The sequence below is a fragment of the Streptomyces sp. NRRL S-495 genome (genome assembly GCF_000966955.1).
GTDB lineage: Bacteria > Actinomycetota > Actinomycetes > Streptomycetales > Streptomycetaceae > Kitasatospora > Kitasatospora purpeofusca.
This window is the reverse complement of sequence record NZ_JZWY01000020.1, coordinates 32,412-53,703: the sequence shown is the minus strand read 5'-3', so window position 1 is coordinate 53,703 and position 21,292 is coordinate 32,412. Positions and strand designations below refer to the sequence as shown.

Annotated in this window: 22 protein-coding genes; 12 read left to right on the top strand and 10 right to left on the bottom strand. The window is 72.2% G+C overall.

Translation table 11 applies throughout. The features are described from left to right. The first annotated feature begins 21 nt into the window (after positions 1–21). On the top strand, positions 22–1,479 hold the full coding sequence (locus tag VR45_RS01945) for a menaquinone biosynthesis decarboxylase (protein WP_045937891.1): 1,458 nt from the start codon (positions 22–24) through the stop codon (positions 1,477–1,479). Beyond that, entirely contained in the window at positions 1,476–2,381 is a 906-nt protein-coding gene (mqnP, locus tag VR45_RS01940) for a menaquinone biosynthesis prenyltransferase MqnP (RefSeq protein WP_045937890.1), read from the top strand. The genes VR45_RS01945 and mqnP overlap by 4 nt, the downstream gene beginning before the upstream one ends. 17 nt (positions 2,382–2,398) lie before the next feature. On the opposite strand, the gene VR45_RS01935 is transcribed toward mqnP, so the two are convergent. Both VR45_RS01935 and VR45_RS01930 read right to left on the bottom strand, forming a co-directional pair. Next, complete coding sequence (locus VR45_RS01935) at positions 2,399–2,605, bottom strand: DUF4287 domain-containing protein (RefSeq protein ID WP_045937912.1); 207 nt, start codon at positions 2,603–2,605, stop codon at positions 2,399–2,401. Positions 2,606–2,651: 46 nt separating this feature from the next. After that, positions 2,652–3,272 (bottom strand): DUF998 domain-containing protein, encoded by a 621-nt coding sequence (locus tag VR45_RS01930; RefSeq protein ID WP_045937911.1) that lies wholly within the window; start codon positions 3,270–3,272, stop codon positions 2,652–2,654. A gap of 429 nt (positions 3,273–3,701) precedes the next feature. Between VR45_RS01930 and VR45_RS01925 the strand changes: the two genes are divergently transcribed. The 3 genes from VR45_RS01925 to VR45_RS01915 all read left to right on the top strand — a co-directional run bounded on the left by VR45_RS01925 (position 3,702) and on the right by VR45_RS01915 (position 7,514). Beyond that, entirely contained in the window at positions 3,702–6,224 is a 2,523-nt protein-coding gene (locus VR45_RS01925; protein WP_052708775.1) for a collagenase, read from the top strand. Positions 6,225–6,325: 101 nt separating this feature from the next. Further along, the gene (locus VR45_RS01920) at positions 6,326–6,805 is read left to right on the top strand and encodes a diadenosine tetraphosphate hydrolase (protein WP_045937889.1); all 480 of its coding nucleotides are present in this window, start codon (positions 6,326–6,328) and stop codon (positions 6,803–6,805) included. An 85-nt stretch (positions 6,806–6,890) separates the two neighbouring features. Beyond that, on the top strand, positions 6,891–7,514 hold the full coding sequence (locus VR45_RS01915) for a DJ-1/PfpI family protein (RefSeq protein ID WP_045937888.1): 624 nt from the start codon (positions 6,891–6,893) through the stop codon (positions 7,512–7,514). A 15-nt stretch (positions 7,515–7,529) separates the two neighbouring features. On the opposite strand, the gene VR45_RS01910 is transcribed toward VR45_RS01915, so the two are convergent. Further along, positions 7,530–8,285, bottom strand: a complete 756-nt coding sequence (locus VR45_RS01910) for an alpha/beta hydrolase (protein WP_045937887.1) — start codon at positions 8,283–8,285, stop codon at positions 7,530–7,532. 41 nt (positions 8,286–8,326) lie between these two features. Beyond that, positions 8,327–9,457 carry a GNAT family N-acetyltransferase gene (locus VR45_RS50420; protein ID WP_353612654.1) on the bottom strand — a complete coding sequence of 377 codons (1,131 nt, stop codon included), beginning with the start codon at positions 9,455–9,457 and terminating at the stop codon, positions 8,327–8,329. A 90-nt stretch (positions 9,458–9,547) separates the two neighbouring features. On the opposite strand from VR45_RS50420, the gene VR45_RS01895 reads away from it, so the two are divergent. After that, positions 9,548–9,922: a VOC family protein gene (locus VR45_RS01895; RefSeq protein ID WP_045937886.1), complete on the top strand. Its 375-nt coding sequence runs from the start codon at positions 9,548–9,550 to the stop codon at positions 9,920–9,922. 62 nt (positions 9,923–9,984) lie between these two features. On the opposite strand, the gene VR45_RS01890 is transcribed toward VR45_RS01895, so the two are convergent. From VR45_RS01890 to VR45_RS01870, 5 genes are all read right to left on the bottom strand, one after another. Continuing rightward, the gene (locus tag VR45_RS01890; protein ID WP_045937885.1) at positions 9,985–10,968 is read right to left on the bottom strand and encodes an ABC transporter permease subunit; all 984 of its coding nucleotides are present in this window, start codon (positions 10,966–10,968) and stop codon (positions 9,985–9,987) included. Continuing rightward, positions 10,965–11,891: an ABC transporter ATP-binding protein gene (locus VR45_RS01885; RefSeq protein WP_045937884.1), complete on the bottom strand. Its 927-nt coding sequence runs from the start codon at positions 11,889–11,891 to the stop codon at positions 10,965–10,967. Before VR45_RS01885 ends, VR45_RS01890 begins: the two co-directional genes overlap by 4 nt. Before the next feature lie 22 nt (positions 11,892–11,913). Then, positions 11,914–12,324: a GntR family transcriptional regulator gene (locus VR45_RS01880; protein ID WP_045937883.1), complete on the bottom strand. Its 411-nt coding sequence runs from the start codon at positions 12,322–12,324 to the stop codon at positions 11,914–11,916. 103 nt (positions 12,325–12,427) lie between these two features. Then, a complete protein-coding gene (locus VR45_RS01875) occupies positions 12,428–13,144 on the bottom strand; it encodes an MOSC N-terminal beta barrel domain-containing protein (RefSeq protein WP_045937882.1) in 717 nt (238 codons plus the stop codon). A 66-nt stretch (positions 13,145–13,210) separates the two neighbouring features. Beyond that, positions 13,211–13,954: a cyclase family protein gene (locus tag VR45_RS01870; protein ID WP_045937881.1), complete on the bottom strand. Its 744-nt coding sequence runs from the start codon at positions 13,952–13,954 to the stop codon at positions 13,211–13,213. Between the two features lie 54 nt (positions 13,955–14,008). On the opposite strand from VR45_RS01870, the gene VR45_RS01865 reads away from it, so the two are divergent. From VR45_RS01865 to VR45_RS01840, 6 genes are all read left to right on the top strand, one after another. Beyond that, positions 14,009–14,674 (top strand): UbiX family flavin prenyltransferase, encoded by a 666-nt coding sequence (locus tag VR45_RS01865; RefSeq protein WP_045937880.1) that lies wholly within the window; start codon positions 14,009–14,011, stop codon positions 14,672–14,674. Between the two features lie 129 nt (positions 14,675–14,803). Continuing rightward, the gene (locus tag VR45_RS01860; protein WP_030393837.1) at positions 14,804–15,265 is read left to right on the top strand and encodes an Lrp/AsnC family transcriptional regulator; all 462 of its coding nucleotides are present in this window, start codon (positions 14,804–14,806) and stop codon (positions 15,263–15,265) included. Positions 15,266–15,379: 114 nt separating this feature from the next. Beyond that, complete coding sequence (locus tag VR45_RS01855) at positions 15,380–16,342, top strand: threonine/serine dehydratase (protein WP_045937907.1); 963 nt, start codon at positions 15,380–15,382, stop codon at positions 16,340–16,342. A gap of 91 nt (positions 16,343–16,433) precedes the next feature. Further along, positions 16,434–17,597, top strand: coding sequence for an aminofutalosine synthase MqnE (mqnE, locus tag VR45_RS01850; protein ID WP_045937879.1), 1,164 nt, complete (start codon positions 16,434–16,436; stop codon positions 17,595–17,597). 620 nt (positions 17,598–18,217) lie between these two features. Continuing rightward, complete coding sequence (locus VR45_RS48255; protein ID WP_234325799.1) at positions 18,218–18,961, top strand: L,D-transpeptidase family protein; 744 nt, start codon at positions 18,218–18,220, stop codon at positions 18,959–18,961. Between the two features lie 162 nt (positions 18,962–19,123). Next, the gene (locus VR45_RS01840) at positions 19,124–20,068 is read left to right on the top strand and encodes a beta-ketoacyl-ACP synthase III (RefSeq protein WP_045937878.1); all 945 of its coding nucleotides are present in this window, start codon (positions 19,124–19,126) and stop codon (positions 20,066–20,068) included. A 248-nt stretch (positions 20,069–20,316) separates the two neighbouring features. Here the strand turns inward: VR45_RS01840 and VR45_RS01835 are convergent, their stop codons facing one another. Further along, positions 20,317–20,964 (bottom strand): TetR family transcriptional regulator, encoded by a 648-nt coding sequence (locus VR45_RS01835; protein ID WP_030393842.1) that lies wholly within the window; start codon positions 20,962–20,964, stop codon positions 20,317–20,319. Positions 20,965–21,292 lie beyond the last annotated feature (328 nt).

The window sequence follows — 21,292 nt, the reverse complement described above, 5'->3', positions numbered from 1 at the left end:
GGGTGGCGGATACTGGCAGGCATGGCATACGACGATCTCCGCTCGTTCCTGCGGGCCCTCGACCGCGAAGGCGACCTCAAGCGGATCAAGGCGGAGGTGGACCCCTATCTGGAGATCGGCGAGATCGTCGACCGGGTGCAGAAGGCCAAGGGCCCGGCCCTGCTGTTCGAGAACGTCAAGGGCTCGTCGATGCCGCTGGCGATGAACGTCTTCGGCACCGAGCGCCGGCTCTCCAAGGCGCTCGGCCTCAAGGGCCCGGAGGAGATCGCCGACCGGATCTCCGGTCTGCTGAAGCCGGAGCTGCCGCAGGGCTTCACCGGCTTCCGGGACGCCTTCGGCAAGCTGGCCTCGATGGCCCATGTGCCGCCGAAGAACGTGAAGTCCGGCGACGCGCCCGTGCACGAGGTGGTGCTCACCGGCGAGGACGTCAACCTGGACGAGCTGCCCGCGCTGTTCACCTGGCCGCTGGACGGCGGCTCCTTCTTCAATCTGGGCCTGACCCACACCAAGGACCCGGACAGCGGCATCCGCAACCTCGGTCTGTACCGGCTCCAGCGGCACGACCGCCGCACCATCGGCATGCACTGGCAGATCCACAAGGACAGCCGCAACCACGCCGCGGTGGCCGCCAAGCGCGGCGAGCGGCTGCCGGTCGCGATCGCCTTCGGCTGCCCGCCGGCCGTCACCTACGCGGCCACCGCGCCGCTGCCGGGCGACATCGACGAGTACCTGTTCGCCGGCTTCGTCGCGGGCGAGCGGGTGCGGATGGTGGACTGCAAGACCGTCCCGCTGCAGGTCCCGGCGGACGCCGAGGTGGTCCTGGAGGGCTGGCTGGAGCCGGGCGAGATGCTGCCCGAGGGGCCGTTCGGCGACCACACCGGCTTCTACACGCCGCAGGAGCCGTTCCCGGCGCTGACGATCGACTGCGTGACGATGCGCCGCCGCCCGATCCTGCAGTCCATCGTGGTCGGCCGGCCGCCGACGGAGGACGGCCCGCTGGGCAAGTTCACCGAGCGCTTCTTCCTGCCGCTGCTGAAGATCATCATCCCGGACATCGTCGACTACGACCTGCCCGAGGCCGGCGGCTTCCACAACTGCGTGATCGTCTCGATCGACAAGAAGTACCCGAAGCACGCCCAGAAGACCATGCACGCCATCTGGGGCGCGCACATGATGTCGCTGACCAAGCTGATCATCGTGGTGGACTCCGACTGCGACGTCCACGACTACCAGGAGGTCGCCTGGCGGGCCTTCGGCAATGTCGACTACAGCCGCGACCTCACCGTGGTCGAGGGCCCGGTCGACCACCTCGACCACGCCTCGTACCAGCAGTTCTGGGGCGGCAAGGCGGGTATCGACGCGACCCGCAAGCTGCCCGAGGAGGGCTACACCCGCGACGGCGGCTGGCCCGAGATGGTCTCCTCCGACCCGGAGACCGCCGCCCTGGTGAGCCGGCGCTGGAAGGAGTACGGCCTGTGAGCACCGCTGCCGCACTCCCCGAGGTCCCGCCCGGCAAGGTCAAGTCCTTCCTGCGGCTGGTGATGATCGAGCACTCGGTCTTCGCCCTGCCGTTCGCCTACATCGCGGCGCTGACGGCGATGTTCCGGGCGGACGAGCGGGTGCACTGGGGCGAGCTGTTCGTCGTCACGGTCTGCATGGTCGGGCTCCGGACCTTCGCCATGGCGGCGAACCGGATCATCGACCGGGAGATCGACGCCCGCAACCCGCGTACGGCCGGGCGCGAACTCGTCACCGGCGCGGTGTCCCTGAAGACCGCGTACGTCGGCTCGGCGGTCGCCCTGGTGGTCTTCCTGGGCGCGGCCGCGCTGCTGAACCCGCTCTGCCTCGCGCTGGCTCCGGTCGCCGTGGTGCCGATGGTGGTCTACCCGTACGGCAAGCGGTTCACCGACTTCCCGCAGGCGATCCTCGGCCTGGCCCAGGCGATGGGCCCGGTGGGCGCCTGGCTGGCCGTCACCGGCACCTGGTCCTGGGACGCGGTGGTGCTCGGCGCGGCCGTCGGCATCTGGATCGGCGGCTTCGACCTGATCTACGCCTGCCAGGACGTGGCCTCCGACCGGGCGGGCGGGGTGCGCTCGGTGCCGGCCCGGTTCGGCGTCCCGGCCGCGATCCGGGGCGCGCGCGGCTGCCATGTGCTCACCACGCTGCTGCTCGGCTGGTACGCGGTGCTCACCGACGCGGGTGCCGCGTTCTGGATCGGCCTGCTGGTGGTGGCCGGCGCCTTCGTCTACGAGCACACCATCGTGAAGCCGAACGACCTGTCCCGGCTGAACCGGGCGTTCTTCCAGACCAACGGCTTCGTCGGCATCTCGCTGTTCTTCTTCGCGCTGGTGGACCTGATGGTGCGCGGCCTCGGCATCTGAGGCCGCGCCCCGCGGGGCTACTTCCCGCCCTCGTCGAGCGTGTGCTTGACGAGGGCGTTCGCGTGCCCGTGGCCGATGCCGTGCTCGGCCTTGAGCCAGGCGACCAGTTCCATGTGCTTGGCCAACGGGGAGGCGCGGATCAGCTCCTGCCAGTGGGCGACCGGCTGCCCGTACTTCTTCTCGATGGCGGGGAAGTAGCTGGCGGGGCCGTTGGGGGTGGTCATGCGGTGCTCCTCGAAGTCCGTTCGGTCGTCCACTGATTGATGATCATTACGCATGGAGCCTGATCGCGACAGCGGTCAGCCAGAGCAGTCCGAGCGCGGCGGCCAGGGTGAACGCCAGCACGGTGGCGCCCGAGGCGGCGAACCCGAGCAGGACGGCGGCCGCGACCAGGCGCGAGGCGAGGGCCCAGGGCCCGCCCAGGTGGCGGGCGAGGACGAGGAAGGCAGCGCACAGGGCGAGGAAGCCGACCGTCCCGCCGACCAGGTGCACCAGGCCGTGCCCGCTCAGTTCGGTCACCCGGCCCTCGGGCGCCCCGACCGGGAACCCGGCCCCGGGGTCGGCGGCGAAGAACCCGTCGAGGACGAAGCTCGCCCCGAACACCCCGACCAGCCGGGGCGCCCAGGTGCTCCCCGGCAGGGCCCGGCGCAGTCCGACGGCGCCCGCGAGCAGCAGCGCGCCGGTGAGCAGGAACGCGGTCTGCTGGATCCACCCGAGCCCGCCGAGGCTCAACTGGCTGAGCGCGTTGCGGGTGAAGTCGAAGCCCTCCCGGGTCGACCCGCCGACCGCGCCGACGGCGAGGAAGAGGGGACCGGCGACCGCGCCGGCGGTCAGCAGCGGGCGGGCGGCGGCGGAAGCGGTGGCGGTCCTCGCGGTCATCGTGTTCGTCATGCTCATAGGACCGGCGACGGTGCGGAAACTCATCGGCGGCTCGGATGTGACCCGCGTCACTCGACATGCCGTGAATGGGTCGCGTACGTCAGGTCGGGGCCCTCTGTTCGCGGGTGCCGCGTGTGGGCGTCGTGTGTGGGTGCTGCGTGCAGGGGCGCAGATCGGCCAGACCGAACGGCCCGTCGGCCGGTGCGGCCGCCCGGCTCGTGTCCGGACGCCCCTTCGGTGCCTGCCTGCCGGTTCGTTCCGGCCGGAACCGTCGCAGGTCGGCCGCGTGGAGGGCGGGGCGGGCGGCAAGGTGGCTGAAAATCTCATGCAATATAACCTGTGACATTGTTCTGATCATCAGCCGATGACAGGATCCACGCCACATCTCCTTCCTTCAGTCCGACCCCAACTCGGGCTGCCCCCACTCACGAAGGATTCGGCGTGCTCCTGCGCACCAGACTCTCCATGCTCGCTGCCGGCGTCGTCGCCTGTTGCGCCACGGCCACCGCCGTGCTGCCGACCCAGGCGGCCTTCGCGGCGCCCCCCGTCGCCACCGCCGGTTCGGCCCCGGCCCCGGCGGTCCCGACCTCGTCCGGCCCGGTCGGCCTCACCGCCCCGACCGTGACGACGGGTTCCGAGGAACTCGCCGAGCCCGCCGCCGCGCTGCCCCCGGCGCTGATCGGCGCGACCCGCCTGAACGATCCGGCCGAGGCGAGCGCCCCCGCCGCGTTCAAGTCCCTCGCCGCGCAGAGCTGCACCCCGGCCGACTTCGCGGCCCGCACCGGGGCCGACCTGGTCGCGTTCATCAAGAGCTCGACCGTGGACTGCGTCAAGTCGCTGTACAGCAGCGGCAGTGCCGACCCCAGCATCTTCCAGCAGTCCCGGATGCTGTCCGTCGCGGCCGCCCTCAAGGGCCTCGCGGCCGGTTACAGCGGCGACAGCTCGACCGGCATCACCCAGCTGGTGAAGTACCTGCAGGTGGGCTACTACATCCAGTTCTACAACCCGGACCGGACCGGCCCGTACACCGGCGAGCTCACCACCGCCGTCACCTCCGCGCTGGACACGCTGTTCGCCGGCACCCGCTGGCGCGACGTCAGCGACAGCAACGGCAGCCTCCTCAAGGAGGTGGTGTGGCTCACCGACAGCGCCAACGTCCAGGCCCGCTACATCGGTGCCTACAAGCGGATCCTCGACGAGTACAACAACACCTACAACGCGTTCCCGCAGATGATCAGCGCGGTCAACTCGGTGCTGTACTACCCGCTCTGGGGCGGCTACCGGAACCAGGACTTCGTCCGGGCGCTCGCCGCCGACCCGGGCCTCGTCAACTCGCTGGCGGACTTCGCGATCAAGCACCGCGACCTGCTCAGCGGCCCCCACTCGGTGCTCGACACCAATGCGGGCAACGACCTGGCCCGGTTCGCCGGAACCAGCCCCGCCGCCGAGGCCGTGGCCAAGCCGCTGGTCAAGAAGGTGCTGGACTCCGCGCCGCTGCTCACGCCCTTCGGGTCGCTGTACGTGTACACGGCTGTCCAGGCCGCGTACTACAACAACGGCCAGTGCTCGTACTACGGCATCTGCAACCTGCCGGCCAAGCTCACCTCGGTGGTCCTGCCGAACCAGCTGGTCTGCGACAACCGCACCATCCAGGCCCAGGCCCTGTCGGCCGCCGAACTCGAGGCCGCCTGCACCAGCCTGCGCGGCGAGGACACGTTCTTCCACAGCGTGGTCAAGGACAACGGCCCGATCCCGAACCAGTACGCCAAGACCGTCACCCTCGGGATCTTCGCCAACAAGGCCGACTACACCACCTACTCGTGGGCGATCTACGGCAACTCGACCGACAACGGCGGCCAGACCGTCATGGACCCGACCAACCCCAACAGCCGGGCCGTGAACGTGATGTACCAGAAGGCCTGGAACACCAAGGACACCGCCCGGGTCTGGAACCTCAACCACGAGTACAGCCACTACCTCGACGGCATCTACGACATGAAGGGCAACTTCTCCACCCAGACCTCCGTCCCGGACATCTGGTGGGTCGAGGGCCTCGCCGAGTACATGTCGTACACCTACCGCGCCACCACCGACACCGACGCGATGGCGCAGGCCGCCCAGCACACCTACAAGCTCAGCACCCTCTTCCAGAACACCTACGCCAACTCGGACTCGACCCGGGTCTACCCGTGGGGCTACCTGGCCGTCCGCTACATGCTGGAGAAGCACCCGGCCGACGTGCAGGCCATGCTGGCGCGGTTCCGCGTCGCCGACTACACCGGCGGCTACGCGGTCTACAACAACCTCGGCACCTCCTACGACGCCGACTTCGACGCCTGGCTCACCGCCTGCGCCGCCGGTGCCTGCTACGCGGCCGGCCCGACCGCGCTGTTCGACACCACGGTGAACGGCGCCACCGTCAACGTGAGCGAGCGGTCCGTGCAGACCGGCCCGGGCCGGATCACCGCCTGGCACTGGACCTTCGGCGACGGCACCACCTCGGACGAGCGCAACCCGAGCCACACCTACGCGGTGGCCGGCTCCTACACCGTCGCCCTCACCGCGACCGACGACACCGGCCGGACCGCCGTCACCCCGACCACGGTCACCGTGACCGCCCCGGCCACCTCCCTGCTGGCCTGCGCCGACCAGCGCAACGACGCGATGGGCCAGAACTGCGCCCGGTCCGGCCGCGCCGCGACCGCCGGCAACTCCGACTTCCTGTACGTCTACCTGCCGGCCGGCACCAGCACGCTGAAGGTCTCCACCACCGGCGGCACCGGTACCGCGTACCTGTACTACAACGCGGACACCTGGGCGTCGCCGACGGCCTACACCGCCGCCTCGACGGCCGCCGGTGCCACCCAGTCCATCACCGTCACCAACCCGACGGCCGGCTACCGCTACCTCAGCCTGTACGCCGTCACCGACTTCAGCGGCGTCACCGTCACCACCCAGTTCTGACACCGCCTCGGATCCACGCGCCCGGCCGGGACCTCCCGGCCGGGCGTTCCGCGTCCGTGCGGGCCCGATCGCCCGCCGGCCGGGGTCGTTAGCATCGATCCATGATCGACAACGAGAACGACTGGAAGGCCGACCGGATCGGCAGCGCGCTGCGCGGGGAGAACCCCACCGTCGTCCGGCGGCTGGAGGCCGGGTTCGCGGTGATCGGGGACGTGCAGTTCCTGCCCGGGTACGCGATCCTGCTGACCGACGAGCCGGGCGTGCAGCGGCTCTCCGACCTGCCCCGGCCGCGTCGGCTCGCCTACCTGGAGGACCTCGACCGCCTCGGCGAGGCCGTCGAACGGGCCTGCCGCGCGGCCGATCCCGCGTTCCGGCGGGTCAACCTGGAGATCCTCGGCAACACCGACCCGATGCTGCACGCCCATGTCTGGCCCCGCTACGAGTGGGAGCCCGCCGACCTCGTCCGGCTGCCGGTCTGGCTCTACCCGCACGACCGCTGGACCGACCCGGCGCACGCCCTCACCCCCGCCCACGACCCGATCCGCGCGGCCATCGGCGCGGAGTTGGATGCGCTCCGGTAAAGGCCAGTGGTGCAGACCACTCGTTCTCGTGAATCCGCTGCCCAGGGGCGGTACGCGGACCCGACTCGCGTCTACGCTGCGGCACATGGACATCGTCATCCTGCTCTTCGACGACTTCGAGCCGCTGGACGCGATCGGCCCGTACCAGGTGCTCGGCCATCTGCCGGGCGCCACCGTGCGGTTCGTCTCGGCGGGGGAGAAGGGGGTCGTGGCCGACAGCATCGGCGGGATGCGGCTGGACGTGCCCACCGGCCGGGCGGACGTCGGGGCCTGTGACGTCCTGCTCGTCCCGGGCGGGCACGGCACCCGGCCGCTGATGACGGACGCCGCGCTCCTCGACTGGCTGCGCCGGACGCACGCGACCACCCGGTTCACCGCCTCGGTGTGCACCGGTGCGCTGCTGCTCGGGGCCGCCGGGCTGCTGGACGGCCTGGACGCCACCACCCACTGGGCGGCCGCCGGCGAACTCGCCGTCCACGGTGCCACCTACCTCCCCGAGCGGGTGGTGCGGCGGGGGCGGATCGTCACCGCCGCCGGGATCTCCGCCGGGATCGACATGGCGCTGCACCTCGCCGCCCTGCTCACCGACGAGACCACCGCCCGGGCGATCCAGCTGCACGCCGAGTACGACCCGCTGCCGCCGTTCGACAGCGGCTCCTGGGCGAAGGCCTCGCCCGCCGTCCGGGAGCGGATCCGGCAGCTCGGGTAGCCGGCCGCGGGTGCGCTACTCGCCGAGGAAGGCCTCCAGGGCGGCCGCCAGGGCGACCGGGGTCTCGTGCATGGGGTAGTGGCCGCTGCCGGGGAGCTCCGCCACCTCCGCGTTGGGGTAGTGGGCGAGGAAGGTGCCGCGCATCGCCTCGGCGGTCAGCAGCAGGTCGTGCTCGCCGACGAACACCCGGACCGGCACCGGGTTCCCGGCCACCCGGTCCACCAGGTCGGCGGTGGCCCAGTCACGGACGTAGCCGCCGAAGGCCTCCCGGGTGGACAGCTCCAGCGAGCGGTCCACCATCAGGTCGAGCCAGACCCGGCCGGCCCGCCGCCCGGTCACCAGGTCCAGGATCGCGTACCGCTTGGCGCGGTCCTCGGCGGCGCCGTAGAACAGCGTCTCGCCGTCCGCGTCCATCGGGTACGGACCGGCCGGAACGGGCGCCAGCCCGGCCAACTTCCGCACCCGCCCGGGCGCCTGGGCGAGCACCTGCTGGACGGCCTTGCCGCCCATCGAGTGCCCGACCAGCGAGAACTCCGGCCAGTCGAGCTGGTCGGCCAGCGCGAGCGCGTCGTCCGCGATCTCGGCCAGGGTGTACGCGCCGGCCACGTCCTTGCGGTCGCCGTAGCCCCGGTAGTCGAGGAAGGCGTAGCTGAAGGCGGAGCCGTCCAGGTAGTCCGGGAACGGGCCCCAGCCGGCGCTGGTGCCGAACCAGTCGTGCAGGACCAGGACCTTGTGGGCGCCGGTGCCGACCAGGCGGTGAGGGATCGTCATGCCGGTAGTGCTGCCCACCGGCCGGGCGGTCGAACCGCCGTTCAGAGGGCCCGGCGGTAGGTCATGACCTTCTCGCCGTCGACGCGCCGCTCGCCGACCTCGGTGAATCCGGTGCGGGCGAGCAGGGCGCGGGAGGCCTCGTTGTCCAGCGAGCTCACGGCGGTGAGCTCGCTCAACCCGTAGGAGGCGGAGGCCAGTCGGCAGACCTCCTCGACGGCTGCCCGGCCCAGGCCCTGCTGGGCGTCGGCCTCGGCGATCCGGTAGCCGATCTCGGCGCTGCCGCCGGCGACGCTCACCAGGTTCACCCGGCCGACGATCCGGCCCCAGCCGTTGACGAGGACGTGGAAGTGGCTGCGGCCGTAGGTCTGTTCGTCGAGCAGGGCCCGGTGCCGCTCGGCGAAGCCGTCGGGGGTGAAGTACTCGTCCCCGCGGTCGGGCACCGAGTAGCGGAAGAAGTCCCGGTTCTCCTGCTCGAACGCGAGCACGGCGCCCGCGTGTTCGGCCGTCAGGCGTTCCAGCGTGGGCTCGGGGGCGAGCCGCGGGGCCTCCAGGTGGTAGAGGCGCTGCCGCTCGGTCGTCGTGTGGCCGATCTCGTGGCCGATGTTCCAGAGCACGTCGCCCGACCGGACCAGGGCTCCCGTGGCCCGGCCGTACCCCTTGATGACGCCGCCGCGGCCGTCCGGGTCCGGGAAGGTGTGCGGTCGGCCGGCGCCGAGTTCGACCGAGTGGGCCGAGATCCGGCCGAGGATCTGCGAGCCGCTGCCGAGCAGGCTGTCGCCGGTGACCTCGACGCCGTCCATGAGCCGGACCTCGTCACCGATCTCGATGCTCTCGTGGGCCCCGGCGATGATCCGGGTGCCGCCGTCGCCGATCTGCGAGCGGGCGCCGATGGTGATGCTGCCCCCGTCGGCGGCGCTGATCCGGGTGCCGCCGTACAGCAGGTTGCCAGGGCCGAGTACGCAGCGGCTCTGCTCGTCGCACTCGACGACGACACCGGGGTGGAGCACATTGTCGGGTCCGAGCTTCACCTGCCGGGAGACGATCGCCGAGAACGGGTCGAGCACCGTGACCCCGTACTCGGCGAGGTCGAGCAGTTCGGCGGGAGTGAGCAGCCCGCGGTCGCGGCGCAGCCGGTCGAGGCGAGCGTGCACGGATTCGTCCGGAGTGGTCATCCGAGCATGGTTACGATCTTCGGTCGGCTTGTCCAGCACGGCCACCGGAGCCCGCGGCCGCCGACCCCGAACCCTTCCGAAGGAGCCCCGATGATCGGCCGGTTGCAGTGCCTCGTGCTCGACTGTCCGGACCCGGCCGTGCTGGCCCGGTTCTACGCCGGGCTGCTCGGCGGCGAGGTGGACCGCCCGGATCCGCGCTGGTCGCTGGGCGCGGACTGGTCCACCCTGCACACCCCCGACGGCCGGGTGCTCTGCTTCCAGCGGGTCGCCGGGTACCGCCCGCCCCGCTGGCCGGACCCGGAGCACCCGCAGCAGGCCCATCTGGACGTCGACGTGCCCGATCTCGCCACCGCCGACCCCGCCGTCCGGGCCCTCGGGGCGACCCTGCTCCAGGACGCCGGCGGGTGGCGGGTCTACGCCGATCCGGCCGGCCACCCGGTGTGCCTGCTCCCGGACCGCCGCTGATCGTGCTGTTGCGGCGGGCCGGGAAGGGGGCGGGCCGGCCCCGTGCCCGGCCCGCCCCGGTCTCAGGAGATCCGGCGGACCCGGCGGACGGCGACGGTGACCAGCAGGACGGTCAGGGCGAGGAAGATCCCGGTCTCGATCGACTGGAAGGTCCAGAAGCGGTCGGCCGGCTGGTACTCCTGCCAGTTGGTGAGCGGGGCGGGGCCGTAGTCCTGGGCGATCCGGGCCAGGCACCCGGCGCTGTCGCCGGTCTCGGGGGCGCAGCCGATCCGGCCGTCGGGGAGGACGAGGGCGCCGGTGCCGTTGCGGACGCCCTCCTGGTAGATCCAGGAGCCGGCGAAGCGGTTGGCCATCAGCGGGCTGTCGATCGCGTAGGTGAGCGTCCTGGCCGGCAGGAAGTGCGGGCGGGCGAACAGCTCGACCAGGGCGCGGACGGCGATGAACGCCGCGAGCGAGATGCCCATCGCGGGCAGCACCCGGCGGGCGAGGGTGCCGGCCAGGATGCCGAGCGCGACCGCGAACAGCGTGTACCCGATCGGCGCGATGCCCTGGACGTCGAAGACCAGGTAGCGGAAGCGGCCGAGGCCGTTGTCGGCGAGCGGCCGCAGCCACCAGGCGGCGCCGAGCGCGTAGCCGACGGACAGGACCAGGGTGACCGCGCCGACCAGGCCGAACTTGGTGAGGATCCAGCGCCGGCGGCTGATGCCCTGGGTCCAGACCAGCCGGTGGGTGCCGTTCTCGACCTCCCGGGCGACCAGCGGGGCGCCGAGGAAGACGCCGGCGAGGACCGGCAGCAGGACCAGGAGCACGGCCAGGTAGGCGGTCGAGTCGTACTTGTTCCGGAAGCGCTCGCTCAGCGCCTCGCAGCCGCCGTTGTCGACGAGTTCGGCGTGGCCCAGTGCGCGCAGGCAGGCGCCGAGGCCGGAGTCCTGGAAGGAGGAGCGCATGGCCAGGCCGGTGGGGACCAGGACGGCGGCGAGCGCGAGGAGCGCCGCGGCCGTCCACAGGGCCTGCTTGCGGTGCTGGCGCCAGGTCAGCCAGATCATGCGGCCACCTCCGAGGCGGTAGGACCGGCGGACGGGCCGGCGGTCGGGCCGGCGGTGGGGCCCGCCGAGGCACCGAGATGGGCGAGGACGAGGTCCTCCAGGGTGACCTCGTGCACGGTCCAGCGGCTCTCGTCGACCGGGCCGTCGGTGCGGACGAGCAGGGTGGACTGCCGTTCGGTGTGACTGGCCCGGACCACCTCGGCCACCCCGGGCACGGCGGCGCCGTCGGGGATCCGGGGGCCGACCAGCCGGCAGTGCGAGGCGAGCAGATCGTCCACCGGGGCGGAGAGCCGGACCTGCGAGGTGTGCAGCAGCACCAGGTGGTCGCAGACCCGTTCCAGGTCGTTCAGCAGATGGGAGGAGAGCAGGACGGTCGTGCCGTACTCGCCCACGGCACCCATCAGGGCCTGCATGAACTCGTGCCGGGCGAGCGGGTCCAGCGCCGCCACCGGCTCGTCGAGCAGGAGCAGCCGGGGCCGTTTGGCCAGCGCCAGCGCCAGTGCGACCTGGGCGCGCTGGCCGCCGGAGAGCCGGCCGACGCGCTTGTCCAGCGGGAGGCCGAGCCGGGTGAGCCGGTCGCGGGCGATCGAGTCGTCCCAGCCGCGGGGGTTGAGCCGCCGGCCCATGGTGATCAGCTCGGTGGCGGTGAAGTCGGGGTAGAGCGGGGTGTCCTGGGCGACGAAGCCGAGGTCGGCCCGGGCGTCGGGGTCCTCGCGCGGGTCCCGTCCGAAGACCCGGACCTGTCCGGTGTCGGGCCGGAGCAGGCCGACGGCGAGGTGGAGCAGGGTGGACTTGCCGGCGCCGTTGGGCCCGACCAGGGCGGCGATCCGCCCGGCCGGGAGCTCCAGCGAGCAGTCCTGGAGTGCCCAGGTCTGCCCGTAGCGCTTGCCCAACGCCTCGGTGTGCAGAGCGACTTCCGTCATGTTGTCTCCCCCAGGATGACGTTCAGGCCGGTGCGGCGCCGTCGGTGGGCGGCCGGTCCGGGGTGGCTCGCAGGGTGGTGTCGACGAGTGCGGTGATGTCCTCGCGGGTGAGTCCGGCGGCCTGCGCGCGGTGCAGCCAGGCCACCAACTCCGCCCGCAGTTCGGCCTGGTGGGCCAGGGCGGGTCCGGCCAGGGTGCGGACGAGGAACGTCCCCACGCCGGGCCGGCCCTCGGCGAGCCCTTCCAGCTCCAGCTCCCGGTAGGCCTTGAGCACGGTGTTGGGGTTGATCGCCAGCGCCTGGGCCACGTCGCGCACCTTGGGGAGCCGGTCCCCCGGTTGCGCGAGTCCGACCCGCAGCGCCTGCTTCACCTGCAGGACCAGCTGCATGTACGTGGCCACCCGTGAGCGGCCGTCGAGCACGAACTCGATCACCAGTTGTTCTCCTGTCTTACGACAGTAAGACAGGATAGGCGTACGTCAGTCAAGTGGCGAGACGGGGGTGTGAATTGACGGACGGTGGGGTGACGGTCGGCGGTCAGTCGATCGTCAGCGTGTCCCCGACGGTGAGGCGTCCCGGGGTGGCGACCTCGGCGAGGGCGTCGAGCCGGGTGTCGTGGGACCGGGCGATGGCCTTGAGGATCTCGGGGGCGTGCGGCAGGCCGGGCTGCGCGACGGTGACCATCGCGCAGCGTTCGCTGGCGCGGACGAAGGCGAGCCGGGCGCCCGAGCGGGCGCCGGTCCGGGCCTCCCGGCCGAACCAGGTGTCCTCGCTGAACGGCGGGGTGCCGGGCGGGGTGCGCAGCAGGATGTTCGGGCGGAAGCGGCGGATGTCGACCGCGGCGGTCGGCGCGGCCCGGGCGACCCAGTCCAGGGTGGCGGTGGTGAGCACGCTCACCGGGAGCTGGTCGAAGTGGGAGACGGCGTCCTCGCGGGCGAGTTCGACGTCCTCGCGCTGGAGGTAGGCGCGCAGGAAGGCGGTCGGGTCGGCGACCGGCTGCCCGAGCGGGTCGAACAGCTCGGGGCCGTCGAGCCGGTGGCCGAGCCGGGAGGAGAGGCGCAGCAGGCCGTCCATCCGCCGGAAGCGGCGGGTGTTCTTGCCGGAGCCGAACTTGCCCTGGCCGTCGCGCACGGCGTAGAGGCGGTCGCCCGCGAGCCCGCGGTCGTCCACCTCGACGGAGTCGAGCCGCTCGCCGCCGGTGGATTTCACGGGGTAGCGCCAGAGCTGCTCGACGACTCCGATGATCTCTGCCATGGCCGGACAGCGTACCGCCGCCCGCCAATGATGGTCTAGACCAAGTGCCCGAGTGCGGCGAGGGGTTCACCCCAATCGGGCCACCGCCCGGACCGGAGCCCCGTCCGCCGCGACCAGCCGGAGCGGGAAGAGCGACACCTCGACCGCCCGCCCCGCCTCCTGCGCCGCCAGCAGCGGCCGCAGATCGGTCAGGTTCTCGGCGATCACCCCGCCGCCCGGCGCCCCGAGCAGCACCCGGTGGGCCGCCAGCGTGGGCTCCTCGGCGGCCGGTTGGTCGTGCTCGTCGGTGAGGTCGGCGAGCAGCGCCGCCACCGCCGGGTCGCCCGGGCCGGGGTCGGGGGTGGGGTCGACGCTCAGCGCGTCCACCCCGACCGTGCGGACCCCGGCCGCCACGATCGCCTCGGCGGCCCGGGCGGTCAGGGACGGGTGGGCCAGATAGGCGTCGGTGCCCCAGTGCCGCGCCCACCCGGTGGCGAGCAGCAGGACGGTGCCCTCGCCGGCCAGCTCCAGGGCGGGCGCGAGCTGCTCGGCGGTGACCTCGGCGCGCGGCTCCAGACCGCGCAGGTCGGCCACCACGGCCGGGCCGGTGAACCGCTCCAGCGGCAGGCCGTCCAGCGTCGGCCAGGTGACGTCGACGTGGTACGGCGCGTCGACATGGGTGCCGGACTGCGAGCCGAGGTGCACGGCGAGCACGTTCACCCCGGCGGTGGCGGTGGTGAGGGCGGGCTCCAGGAGGACGGCCGGATCGCCGGGGTAGACCGGCATCGCGGTGGTCACCTGGTGGGTCAGGTCGACGAGGGTCGGGGCCATGCGGCCATCCTCCCAGGGCGGGCCGGGGCGGGGTGGGGATAGAAAGGAAGCACTATGGAAAAGCCTGAGCAGCCCGTGCGCCGCCCCTGGATCGTCGGGGTCTCCGGCGCGTCCGGCACCCCGTACGCCGCGTCCGTGATCCGAGCCCTCCTCGCCGCCGGCGAGTCCGTCGACCTGGTGGTCAGCCGCGCGGCCCGGCTGACGATCCTCGACGAGACCGGTATCGCCTTCCGGGACGCGCACTGGCGCGCGGACCTGGCGTTGTGGCTGGGGACGGCGGCGGACGCCCTGGAGGACGTCCGGTACTGGCCGGCCGGGGACTTCGCGGCCGGTCCGTCCAGCGGCTCCTACCCGGCGAAGGGGATGCTGGTGGTGCCCGCGACCACCGGCGCGGTGGCCGGGATCGCGTTGGGCCTCAGCAAGGACCTGCTCCAGCGTGTGGCCAGCGTCACCCTCAAGGAGCGGCGTCCGCTGGTCGTCTGCGTCCGGGAGGCACCACTCAACGGGGTGACGTTGAAGCACTTGGTGGAGCTGGACGCGCAGGGCGCGGTGGTACTGCCCGCCTCGCCCGGGTTCTACGCCGGCGGCTCCACCGTCCGGGAGCTGGTCGACTTCGTCGCCGGACGGGTCCTGGACGCCGTCGGCGTGCCCCACACGCTGTACCGGCGCTGGGAGGGTGAGTTGGGCGGGGCGGCGCGCGCGGCGGAGCGTCCGGCCTGAGGGGGAGTGAGGAGCCGCAGGACGGGAGAGTATGTTCTCTGCGATATCCGGGTTGGTGCGAGCACGGCGCCTTTGAATCCGGATAATGATCTGTGGGTCTGGTGAGGTTCGGAAGGACGCGGACGGTATATGGACACGGTGGACAGACAGCTCATCCAGGCGCTCCGGGAGAACGGCCGCGCGTCCTACGCCGAGCTGGGCCGGCTGGTCGGCCTCTCCGGCCCGAGCGTCACGGACCGGATCAACCGCCTGGAGCAGGCCGGTGTGATCACCGGCTACCGCGCGACGGTCAACCCGGCCTCGCTCGGCTTCGGCGTGACGGCCCTGATCGGCCTCCAGCTGACCGACGCGGCGGACCACGAGGACGTCGCGTTCCGGCTGAAGGACCTGGGCGAGGTCGAGGACTGCTGGTTCATCGCCGGTGACGACTCGTACATGCTCAAGGTCCGGGTGCCGGACGTCGAGGGCCTGGAGTCGGTGGTGAAGCGGATTTCGGGCACGAAGGGTGTGGCCCGGACCCGGACCACCGTCGTACTCTCCACCAAGTGGGAGAGCCGGGTCAGCGAGCTGCCGTTCGCCGACGGCGAGTGACCGCCGCGGGGAGCGGCGTTCGCGGCGAGTAGCTGCCGCGGCGAGTAGTCGCCGCGGCGGGTGACCGCCGCGGGGCGGACCGGACGAACGAGAGCGCACGGGGGAGTGGTGGACATGGCACTGGTCGGTCTGGAGGAGCTGCGCGCGGCCCGTCGGCGGATCGAGGGGGTCGCGGTGCGCACCCCGCTGGTCCCCGCGCCCTGGGCGGCGGACGGCGAGCGCCGGCTCTGGCTGAAGCCGGAGAACCTCCAGCCGACCGGGGCGTTCAAGACCCGGGGCGCGTACAACCGGCTCGCGGCGCTGAGCGAGGACGAGCGCGCCCGCGGCGTGGTCGCCCAGTCCAGCGGCAACCACGCGCAGGCGGTGGCGTACGCCGCGCAGCTGCTCGGGATCAAGGCCGTGATCGTGATGCCGGACACCTCGCCGGCGGTCAAGATCGAGGCCACCCGGTCGTTCGGCGCCGAGGTGCTGGTGGTGTCGCCGGAGCAGCGGGACGTGGTGCCCGGCGAACTGGCCGAGCAGCACGGCTATGTCTGGGTGCCCCCGTACGACGATCCGTTCATCATCGCGGGGCAGGGCACGGTCGGCCTGGAGATCGCCGACGACGCTCCGGCGGAGCTGGACACCGTGCTCGTCCCGGTCAGCGGCGGCGGACTGATCGGCGGCACGGCCGCCGCGCTCAAGCTGACCCGCCCCGGGATCCGGGTGATCGGCGTCGAGCCCGAGCTGGCCGCCGACGCCCGGGCCAGCCTGCGGGCCGGCGAGCGGATCAGCTGGCCGGTCGCCGACACCTACCGGACCATCGCCGACGGTCTGCGCACCCCTTCGGTGGGCGTGCTGCCGTACGAGCACATCACCGCCTACGTGGACGACATCGTCACCGTCACCGAGGACGAGATCCGCTCCACCGTCGCACTGCTGGCCCGGCGCGGGCGGATCGTCGCCGAGCCGTCCGGCGCGGTCGCCCCGGCCGCGTACTTCCACCGGGCCGCCGAGACCGGCGGGCAGGCCGTAGCGGCCGTCGTGAGCGGCGGCAACATCGAGCCCGCGCTGCTCGCGGAACTCCTGGCCGGCTGACCCGCGCGGGGCGGCTGCCCGCGAGTCGCCGCGGGTGGGGGCGTACGCTCGTTCCGGCAACGATTCGAAGTCGGAGGAGGCGGGGCACCGCATGGACGCAGGGCTCAAGCGCGAGCTGGAGGCGAAGGTCTACGCGGGGGAGCGGCTGACCCGGGAGGACGGGATCGCGCTCTACGAGAGCGACGACCTGGCCTGGCTGGGCGGGCTCGCCCACCACGTGCGCACGGTGAAGAACGGCGATGTCGTCCACTTCAATGTCAACCGCCACCTCAACATGACCAACGTGTGCAGCGCCTCCTGCTCGTACTGCTCGTTCCAGCGCAAGCCGGGCGAGAAGGACGCGTACACGATGCGCATCGAGGAGGCCGTCCGCCTCGCCAAGGCGATGGAGGTGGACTCCCTCACCGAGCTGCACATCGTCAACGGCCTCCACCCCACCCTGCCGTGGCGCTACTACCCGCGCTCGCTGCGGGAGCTCAAGGCCGCGCTGCCGAACGTCTCGCTCAAGGCCTTCACCGCCACCGAGATCCACTGGTTCGAGCGGATCAGCGGCCTGCCCGCCGACGAGATCCTGGACGAGCTGATCGACGCCGGTCTGGAGTCGTTGACCGGCGGCGGCGCGGAGATCTTCGACTGGGAGGTCCGCCAGCACATCGTCGACCACGACACCCACTGGGAGGACTGGTCGCGGATCCACCGGCTCGCCCACAGCAAGGGCCTCAAGACCCCGGCCACCATGCTGTACGGCCACATCGAGGAGCCCCGCCACCGGGTGGACCACGTGCTGCGGCTGCGCGAGCTCCAGGACGAGACCGGCGGCTTCCAGGTCTTCATCCCGCTGCGCTTCCAGCACGACTTCCACGACTCCAAGGACGGCGTCGTGCGCAACAAGCTGATGGCGCGCGCCGAGATGGCCACCGGAGCCGAGGCGCTGAAGACCTTCGCGGTCTCCCGGCTGCTCTTCGACAACGTGCCGCACGTCAAGGTCTTCTGGGTGATGCACGGCGTCACCACCGCCCAGCTGGCGCTCAGCCACGGCGCGGACGACATGGACGGCTCGGTGGTCGAGTACAAGATCACCCATGACGCGGACAACTTCGGCACCCCGAACAAGCTGGGCCGCGAGGACCTGCTCGGCCTGATCCGGGACGCCGGCTTCCGCCCGGTCGAGCGCAACACCCGCTACGAGGTCATCCGCGAGTACGACGGCCCCGACCTGGCCCGCCGGGAGACCCCGCAGGCGATGCGCCTCTGACGCACGCTCCGCCGCCCGGGCCCCCGCGGCCCGGGCGGCGCGCCTTCTTCACCGGGCCCGCACAGCCCCCGGGTTTCCCAACGCGGCCTCCGTTTGGCAGGATCGGCCACATGTCCGGTCACCGTCGCACCTCCCCGTACCCGTCGTACGAGCCGGTGCACGAGGTGCCGCAGCCCTCGTACGGCGAGCACCAGCAGGAATACGGAACCGTGTACGAGGGCCAGGACCCCGGGTACGGCTACCGGAGTCTCGCCGACCACGATGTCTACGACCGGCCCTTCCAGGCGCACGCCGCCGAGCCGGCCTTCCCGGCGGACCAGCAGCCGGTGTACGACGGATATGCCCATCAGGGCGTCCAGCAGGGCTCCCACCAGGACGGCTACGGCTACGGCTACGCGGACGAGTACCGGCCCGAGCCGCAGGACCCGGCGCCGCCGGTGGTGCCGCTGCCGCAGCAGCGGAGCGCCGCCGCCGCGCCCGGCCCGCGCGCGGCCGCCCGGGGCCACCGCCGCAAGCCCAGGAAGAAGCGCACCGGCCGCGCCGTCACCGCCGGCACCGCCCTGCTGCTGGCGGCCGCCGCCGGCTGGTACACCGTCGGCGAGGATGCCGCCAAGCCCGGTGTGACCAGTGCCGACGGCCCCGGCGCCGAGGGCGTCGCCGCGCAGCCCGCGGCCGACCAGCCCTCGCCGACCGCCGCCCCGGCCGCCCGGGCCGCCGACGCCCGGCAGACCGAGACCCCCGCCGCCGACCGCAGCGAGCGCACCGACGGCTCGGTGGCCGCCATCCCGGGCCTCGGCGCCTCCTTCGCCGGCCGGATACCCGCCGACACCACCCAGGTGGTGCTGGCCTCCGGCGAGGGCAAGGACACCAACCGGAGCGCCGTCACGCTGTGGACCCGCACCGGTGAGGGCCGCTGGGTGGCCGGCGAGACCTGGCAGGGCCACAACGCCTTCAAGGGCTGGACCACCGACCACAACGAGGGCGACCTGCGCAGCCCGATCGGCGTCTTCTCGCTCACCGACGCCGGCGGCCGCAAGGCCGACCCGGGCAGCAAGCTCCCGTACGACCGGGACTCGAACTTCGTGGTCTCCGGCCGGGGCTTCGCCGGCGAGCAGCTGGCCGGCTCCTTCGACTACGTGGTCGCGATCGACTACAACCGGGTGCCCGGCAACTCCCCGCTGGACCCGCGCCGCCCCAACGGCTCGACCAAGGGCGGCGGGATCTGGATCCACGTCGACCACGGGGGTCCGACGCACGGCTGCGTCTCGGTGCCGGAGGACAAAATGGCGGAGTTGATCCGTACCCTCGACCCGGCCGCCCGTCCGGTGATCGTGATGGGGGACGCCGGCTCGCTGGCGGCCTGAGCGGCCCGGACCGGGCGGTCGTTCGTCCACGACTGTCTTTGCGCGTCCGATCGGGACCCGCCTGCCGCAACGGTCCTTGTCGGCCTCCTACAGCATCCCGGCGCGGATCCTGTAGCCGGTCGCGCCCGACTGACCAGCGGGTAACCGGGTTGAGTGGGCAGTATGACCGGTTCGCGCATCGTGGCACTCGGCCACTACCAGCCCCCCAAGGTCCTCACCAACGACGACCTGTCGAAGCTGGTCGACACCGACGACGAGTGGATCCGCAGCCGCGTCGGCATCCGGACGCGGCACATCGCGGAGGACGAGACCGTCGTCGACCTCGCCACCGAGGCGGCCCAGAAGGCCCTGGCGAACAGCGGCCGCTCGGCCGCCGAGGTCGACCTGGTCGTGGTGGCCACCTGCACCGCGGTGGAGCGCAGCCCCAACACGGCCGCCGCCGTCGCCGCCCGGCTCGGGATCCGCTCCCCGGCCGCCTACGACATCAACACGGTCTGCTCGGGCTTCTCCTACGCGCTGGCCACCGCGGACCACGCGATCCGGGCCGGGGCGGCCACCAAGGCCCTGGTGATCGGCGCGGAGCGGATGTCGGACACCCTCGACTGGACCGACCGGTCCACCTGCGTGATCTTCGGTGACGGCGCCGGCGCGGCGCTGGTCGAGGCCCAGGAGGAGGGCGCCGAGCCCGGCATCGGCCCGGTGGTCTGGGGCTCGGAGCCCGAGCGGGGCGACGCCGTGGTGATCACCGGCTGGGACCCGGTGATCAGCCAGCAGGGCCAGTCGGTGTTCCGCTGGGCGACCACGCAGATCGCCCCGCTGGCCCGGCAGGCCTGCGAGCGGGCCGGGATCGACCCGTCCGAGCTCAAGGGCTTCGTGCCGCACCAGGCCAATCTGCGCATCATCGACGCGATCGCGTCCCGGCTGGGGGTCACCGACGCGGTGGTCGCCCGGGACGTGGTGGACTCCGGCAACACCTCGGCGGCCTCGGTGCCGCTGGCCTTCTCCAAGCTGGTCGAGCGCGGGGAGCTGTCGCCCGGCGACCCGGTGCTCCTGTTCGGCTTCGGCGGCGGCCTCGCCTACGCCGGCCAGGTCGTCCGCTGCCCGTGACGCCCTCGCCCGACCCTGCCCGGGCCCCTCGGGGCGCCCGTGGGCCGCTGTAGGCCCCGCAGGGGCCCCAGGGCGGCACGACATGCCTGTGGGCGGTCACCCTCGCGAGGGTGACCGCCCACAGGCATGTCGTGGCGCGCAGCGGACCGCCGGCGGACCTCCCCCGAGGACACGGCCGCCGTCCGTCGTACCCCGGACAGGAGGCCGGGGCGCGCGCGAAGCGGAAGGGTGGGTCGTAGCGGATCGGTCTACTTGGGCGCCTTCTTGCCGGTGACGCCCAGGTACACCAGGGGAGCGAGGTTGGGCTTGAGGTCCTTGACCTTGACGCCCCAGGAAGTGAAGGCCTTCTGGTGCTCGGCCGCGGAGGCGAGCAGCGAGACCAGTGACCCGGCCACGGCGGCCGGATCCAGTGATTTGTCTGCCTGGCCCTTCGCCTGGAGTTCCTTGACGGCTTCCGCGAGTGGCTTGGCGACCGCGTTGAGGACGGTCATGCGGATCTTGAAGAACCGCTTGTCCCCTTCCGCGGCACCGAGCGTGACCACTCGGAGAATGGCGTCGTTCTTGCGCCAGAAGGCGAGGAATCCGTCGACCAGTTCTTCCGAAGTGGTCGTGCCGGACTTCCCTGCCCAGGACTTTCCGGCCACCAGCTCTTTGAGCGTGTCGGCGTCCTTGGCCATTTCCTCGGCGATTTCGAGGACAGCGCCCTCGACATCCGGGAAGTACTGGTAGAAGGTCGCGGGGGAGGTACCCGCCATACGGGCGACGTCGATGACCTTGACGTCCCGATAGGGCGACGTGCTGAGCATCTCGCGGAGGCAGTCGAGCAGCTTCTGCCGCGTCTCCTGTCCGCGTCGCCCGGCGACGCGACCGTCGACGGTGCGAACTTGTCCTGTCATGCCGTCAGCTTACCGTGGCCCGATCTTGGCGCGATTCGGTGATGTGACAATTACTCCGCCCGGGGGTTGGTATAGGGGCTCCAGGGCCTTCGGACGGATATTCACGGGCCTCCGGAGGGCGTCATGACGCCCCCCCGTGCACCGATGACGCCACAGGGTGACGACCCCTTCGCTGAGGGGTTATCGAGTAACGGAGCGTGACGAAGTAACCGGGGGTGTGAGTCGCCCCTCACGGTGGCTCCGGGCGTGTCGGGCGCAAGCCCGGGCCGGAGCAGACGTCAGGATCCGGCCGTTCCGGAGTCGCTGACCGGGCCGTGGCCCCACCCGC